Source organism: Campylobacter aviculae, from assembly GCF_005406215.1.
Lineage (GTDB): Bacteria > Campylobacterota > Campylobacteria > Campylobacterales > Campylobacteraceae > Campylobacter_D > Campylobacter_D aviculae.
The window spans coordinates 1-6,495 of the sequence record NZ_NXMA01000027.1; the positions used below are offsets into that span (position 1 = coordinate 1).

5 protein-coding genes are annotated in these 6,495 nt (G+C 30.4%); 2 read left to right on the forward strand and 3 right to left on the reverse strand.

All coding sequences use genetic code 11. The features are described from left to right. Window positions 1–159: 159 nt before the first annotated feature. Genes CQA76_RS08585 through CQA76_RS08595 form a run of 3 tightly spaced genes read right to left on the reverse strand, consistent with a single transcriptional unit; the run spans window position 160 to window position 4,368 of the window. Window positions 160–1,149 (reverse strand): asparaginase, encoded by a 990-nt coding sequence (locus CQA76_RS08585; protein ID WP_137622975.1) that lies wholly within the window; start codon window positions 1,147–1,149, stop codon window positions 160–162. Beyond that, window positions 1,146–2,747 carry a single-stranded-DNA-specific exonuclease RecJ gene (gene recJ / locus CQA76_RS08590; protein ID WP_137622976.1) on the reverse strand — a complete coding sequence of 534 codons (1,602 nt, stop codon included), beginning with the start codon at window positions 2,745–2,747 and terminating at the stop codon, window positions 1,146–1,148. The genes CQA76_RS08585 and recJ overlap by 4 nt, the downstream gene beginning before the upstream one ends. After that, entirely contained in the window at window positions 2,734–4,368 is a 1,635-nt protein-coding gene (locus CQA76_RS08595) for a CTP synthase (protein WP_137622977.1), read from the reverse strand. The genes recJ and CQA76_RS08595 overlap by 14 nt, the downstream gene beginning before the upstream one ends. Before the next feature lie 123 nt (window positions 4,369–4,491). Between CQA76_RS08595 and thyX the strand changes: the two genes are divergently transcribed. Together thyX and CQA76_RS08605 are read left to right on the forward strand one after the other, a co-directional pair. Next, on the forward strand, window positions 4,492–5,115 hold the full coding sequence (thyX, locus tag CQA76_RS08600; protein ID WP_137622978.1) for an FAD-dependent thymidylate synthase: 624 nt from the start codon (window positions 4,492–4,494) through the stop codon (window positions 5,113–5,115). Window positions 5,116–5,475: 360 nt separating this feature from the next. Beyond that, the coding region (locus CQA76_RS08605; protein ID WP_212741551.1) for a cache domain-containing protein at window positions 5,476–6,495 on the forward strand (1,020 nt) is incomplete at its 3' end.

The following is a 6,495-nucleotide window of genomic DNA, read 5'->3' on the forward strand; positions in this document are numbered from 1 at the left end:
ATTAAGTATTTGATGAAACTTCTTTTTAAGATTTTAAGTCCTTTTTAGATAAAAAAAGGAAATGAAAGTATAACTAATTAAGCTTAAAGGGGGATTAAAGGTTGATAGGGTTTATCACGGATTAAATTTTTAAACTGTGAGTTTATAGATCAAAAAAATTTAATAAATTCTGAAATATTCTTGAATTTCTTTGGGATTATTAGTCTTTGTTAATGCTAACATCAGTAAAATTCTAGCTTTTTGCGGATTTAAATCTTGAGCACAAATAAAACCCAAATCTTCATCTTCTTCGCTTAAAACAACTTGCCCTGTTTGTATGCGAGAACTGATTACAACAATAAGATTTTTTTTCATAAGCTCTTTTAATATCTTCTTTTGATTCTCATGTATATTTCCTGACCCACTTCCTGCTATTACCAAAGCTTGAGTTCCGTTTTCAAATAAAGCTTTTGCTGCAACACCACTTCCATCATTAGAATAGGTGTAAAGTATATCAACCTTAGGCAAGCTTGCGAGATGGTCAATATTAAATGGAGTATCTTTGGTATGAAATTTGGTAATAAAATTGTAAAAATATGCTCTTCCATCCAAAATATATCCTAAATCTCCAAAGTCTGGAGAAGAAAAAGCATTTAAATTTAAAGTGTGAGTTTTAACCGCTCCTCTAGCACTTAGAATTTTATCGTTCATTACAACCAACACGCCTTTGGCTTTAGTTTCTTTTCTAGACGCTAAGGCTATAGCATTATAAAGATTTTTAGGGCCATCCGCACTCATTGCTGTAGAGGGTCGCATAGCACCTGTTAAGATAACAGGTTTGTCGCTTTTTATAACCAAATTTAAAAAATAAGCACTCTCTTCCATAGTATCTGTCCCATGAGTAACAACCACTCCATCTATTTCATCCTTAATTAAAAGCTTATTAATTTTTTTAGCAAGTTTAAGTTGAATTTTATCACTTATATTGGAACTATCTATGTTTGCTATTTGATATCCTATAATATTAGCTAATTCTTTGATTTGTGGGACTGCCTGAACTAAATTTTCTACTTCCAAAGCACCGGCTTTATAACCTGTTGTAGCTATAGCACTGTCTATAGTTCCTGCTATGGTTCCGCCCGTTGCTAAAATCGCAATTTTTGGTTTCATTGATTTATCCTACACATCTTTTCTTCAGCTAAAATTTCTTTTATGATAAATTGAGGAGTTAAAAGCCCTCTGAATTCATTTTTAGAAATACTTCCTAATATATTAATATCTTCGTTAATATTTGGCTCTTTATCAAAATTAAAAAATAAAGCTTCAATAGTTTTATCATTTTTGCATAGAATTAATTTCAAATGTTTTTCATCTCTACCTAAAAATCTTTTATTCTTCACTCTTAAATTTTCCAATATAAAAAAAGGGCGAGGGTTTTTATGTCCAAAGGGTTCAAAAGATTCCAAAATTTCTAACATTTCAAAATCAATTTCATTTGGATCTAAAACTCCTAAAATTTCATCAGTGTCTAAAAATTCATTATCAGGAATTTTTGCACATTCTTTTTGGATTATAATTTTAAACTTATCAAAATGTTCCTTATTTAGACTTATTCCAGCAGCACCTTTATGCCCTCCATAATTACTTAACAATGAATTTGCCTTAGAAATTAAAGATAAAATATCAATCTTTCCAACGCTCCTAGCACTACCCTTTAGATGATCTCCATTTTGTGAAAATACAAAAGCGGGTTTGTTAAAATGTTTTGCTAAGCGACTCGCTACTATGCCTAAAACTCCTTCATGCCAATTCATTCCAGATACAATTATACAAGGATCTTCATCATTGATTTGACTTAAGCTTTCTTCAAAAAGCTGTTTTTCTTCATCCTTTCTGCTTTCATTAAAATTAGCAATTTGTTCCATATATTCTAAAGCTTTATTTAAATCTTTAGTATGTAAAAATTCATAAGAAATATTAGCATCATCCATTCTTCCCGCACTATTAATAAGCGGGGCAATCAAAAATCCTATACTATCTAAAGAAAATTTATCCTTTTGATAATAATCCTTAATTGCCTTAAAGGCAACTCTTTTAGATTTATTTATATATTCTATTCCTTTTCTAACTAAAGCTCTATTTAGATCTCTAAGCTCCATCATATCAGCGATTATAGCAATAGCTAGTAATTCTAAAAATCGACTCATATCGTATTTTAATTTACACACTTCTTTCAAAGCTGCAATCAAATACCAAGCTACTTGTGCCCCACAAATCTCAATATCTGGAAATTTACAATCTTTTTGCTTAGGATTGATTATCGCAAACGCATCGGGTAAAATATCTTGAGGCATATGATGATCAGTAATGATTAGATCAATATTTTTTTTCTTGCAAAGTTTAGCGGCTTCAAGTGCCGCTATGCCATTATCTACCGTTATAATTAAATTCACATCTAATTCATTGATAATTTCAGAATTTAATCCATATCCATCTTTAAAACGATTTGGAATTTTCACTATATAATCAAAACCTATATCGTCAAAAAATTCTGCCATAATCACGCAAGAAATCACGCCATCAACATCATAATCACCCACAATAGCAATTTTTTCATTTTTTTCTATTGCAACTTTTATACGTTCTGCTGCTTTATAAATATCTTTTAAGCAACACGGCAACGGCAAATCACAAAGTTTAGTATGTAAATCTTTCTCAAAACGTGAAGCTAAAATTTTTTTAACTTCATTTTTATCAATCTTTTTCATACTTTATTGCTGCCTCAATAAATCCAAAAATTACTGGATTTGCACGTTCTAATCTTGAAGTGAATTCAGGATGAAACTGCACGGCTAAAAAAAATGGATGAGAATTTAACTCTACAGCTTCTATAAGTCCTTGACTTTCTCCACTTATAATAAGTCCATTATTTTCAAAATCCTTTCGGTATTTTGGATTGGCTTCATAGCGATGACGGTGGCGTTCTCTAACACTTTTTATATTATTATAAACTCTTGCTAGAATAGTTTTGGGTTTAATTTCACAATCGTAAGCACCCAAACGCATCGTTCCGCCTAAAGGTGTTTTAGCGGTTCTAATTTGTTTTTTTCCACTAAAATCAATAAATTCATCAATTAAATAAATAATAGGATTTTTACACTTTTCATCAAACTCACTTGAGTTAGCATCTTTTAATTTTAAAACATTTCTGGCAAATTCTACTAAAGCTAGTTGCATACCCAAACAAATTCCTAAAAATGGAATTTCATTTTCTCTTGCATAATTGATCGCTTTTATCTTACCCTCTACACCTCTAGATCCAAAACCTCCAGCGACTAAAATTCCATTCACATCTTTAAATATTTCTACCAATTCTAAATTCTCAAGCTTTTCGCTATCAATCCATTTAAGTTCAACTTTTGTATCCAGTGCTGCACCTGCATGTATAATAGCTTCAGTAAGGCTTTTATAACTTTCTTTTAAATCTATATATTTACCTACAAATGCGATTTTAACTTCATTACTTGGCGCAATCACTCTTTTTACTAAGCTATTCCAATTTTGCATATCGGGTTTTAAAATTTTAAGATTTAATATACTTGCAATTGGATTTAATATATCTTGTTTTAAAAAATTAAGTGGAATTTGATAAATACTTGCTGCATCTATACTTTCTATAACACAATTTTTTTCCACTCCGCAAGAAATAGCGATTTTATCTTTTAAATCTCTATCAAGAGATTTTTCACTACGGCAGATGATCATATCAGGACTAATCCCTATACGTCTTAATTCTCCTACGCTATGTTGAGTGGGTTTGGTTTTTAATTCTCCTGCTGCTTTTATGAAAGGCACTAAGGTAAGATGTATATTCATAGCATTGTTTTTACCCACTTCTAAACGCAAAGCACGGATAGCTTCTAAAAACGGAAGTCCTTCTATATCACCAACCGTTCCTCCAATTTCCACAATTAAAACATCTTTTCCTTCACCAGCTTTTTGGATACGATCTTTAATCTCGCCTACAATATGAGGAATAACCTGGATCGTTTTTCCAAGATATTCTCCACGCCTTTCTTTCTCGATGACGCTTTGATAAACGCGTCCGGTTGTGAAATTATTATCCTGAGATAAACTTTCATCTAAAAAACGTTCATAATGCCCCAGATCCAAATCTGTTTCTGCTCCATCATCGGTAACAAAAACTTCTCCATGCTCAAAAGGACTCATGGTACCTGGATCAACGTTGATATAAGGATCTGCTTTAAGTATACTCACCTTTAATCCCGAATTTTTCAAAAGAGTAGCAATGGAAGCTGCAGCAATTCCTTTTCCTAAAGAACTTAAAACTCCACCTGTTACAAAAATATACTTTGTTTGTTTTTTCATCACTTTAATCAACCTTAATTTTTAATTTAATTATAACTTGATAAAACTTTTTATTTCATTAGAATTTTAAGTAAAAAATGTAACAATAATATAAATTAAAAATTCTATTTTAAGGAAAATCTTATGAAAATCACTCTACTTTTTCATACTCCACTTTCTATATGCTCTCACGCAACAAGAACTTGTTGGCAAAGTTTTGAAAAGGGTGATTGTGGTGGAGAAAAAGATAAAGAGTTGATTGATCGCGTTGGCAATAAATTTAAACACGCCTCAACTTTAGAACATTTAAATTATACTTTTTATATCCAAGGAATTTCGAGGGCTTGTTTGCAAGAGGTTGCACGTCATCGCCATACTAGTCCTAGTGTAAAGAGTACAAGATATACCCTAAAAGAACTTCGCAATGAAAATGAATTTAAAATTGGAGATTTTGAAAATGCTAGTCGATATTTAGTGCTTTGCGGAAATGAAGAAGTAGATAATGCTAGTATAAAAGCTTTAGAAAATCTAAGAATGATTCTGCAAAAAAGTATTAGTTTAGATATAGCCAAATACTGCTTACCGGAAAGCTATAAAACAGAACTTACTTTAACTATTAATGCTAGAAGTTTGCAAAATTTTATTTCACTTCGCAGCTCAAAATCCGCTCTTTGGGAAATTAGAAATTTAGCCAATGCTTTATTTGAAGCTTTACCAGAAGAACATCAGTTTATTTTCGAGCATTGTTTACATAAAGATATAGAATAGATTCTTATATATAAAATACTTTAAACTATGTTCAATTTTAATTTGTATAATCAATATCCTAGAGTTAACTTAGAAATTTTATAATTCTTGATGCAAAATATTTAACGATTTTTTATATCATGTTTTTAATTTTAATACTTAACTTTATTTTGAACTTTTTTAATTAATTTGGCTTTTACCTAATAGTAACCAAAAATTTTTATTATAAATATTAAGAATAGTTTTACTTTGAAAGATTTATTTAAAAAATTTATCTCCCCCTTTCCTGCCAATTTTTTAGTTTTTATTAATAATTAAACTATTTTTTAATAAAATCCAATTTTTAATTTAGTTGCGAAGAATCAAAGAAAGGGAGTTGGTATGAGTATAAAAATTAAAATGTCTCTAATAGCCAATATAGTGGCTATTATTTGTCTACTTGCTTTAGGTATAGTGACTTTTGTTTTTGTAAAAAATGCTTTGTTGGATCAAGCAATTTCTGCACAAACAAATTATGTTAAAACCGCAAAAAGCACTATGGAAAACTATGATGAAGTGAAGCTATCTGTTGTAAAAGATCTTGCTGAAAGCTTAAGCGATCTACCTTCTAGTAGCTTTATTGATGAAACAACTGTATTACAAAATGCTGGTTTAATTTTTCACAATTTTAGAGAAGCTGGTGATTTACTAGCAGCTTATATAGGTCTAGCAAATGGTGAATATATTGGAAGCGATCCAAGAAGTGATAAGAAAAATGTTAATGCTATAATTTACGGCAAAGCAGATAAATATGATTCTACAACAAGAGATTGGTATAAAAATGCAAAAGAAAAAAATGGTTTATATGTTTCTCCTGCTTATATAGATACGGCTACAAATCTTCCTTGTTTTACTTATTCTATGCCTTTTTATAAAGATGGTAAATTTATTGGAGTTTTAGCCGTTGATGTTTCAACTACAAGTTTACAAAACCAATTTGATCGGCTATCAGGAGGTGTGTTTGTTTTTGATCAAAAAGACTATGTTTTTGCTTCTTCAAATAAGGCATTTTTAGGTCAAAATCCGGATGTTCCAAATATTGAAAACGAATTCAAACAAGCTGGAGAACTCAAGTCCTTTTCTTATACAAGAACTCAAGGCGGCGAAAGACTTGCTATGTGTTCTAAATTTAATGATTATATCATTTGCTCATCAGAGCTTGTAGAAGAAATTCAAAAATATGTTTCTAAAATAGCTTGGATACAATTTATTATAGTTACAATAACTGTTATTGTAAGCATTATCCTTCTTTACATTGTAACAGCCAAACTCCTCTCCCCACTCACCACCATCCAAAGTGGTCTTAACTCATTCTTTGATTTCATCAATCATAAAACAAAGAATGTCTCTACTATTAATATA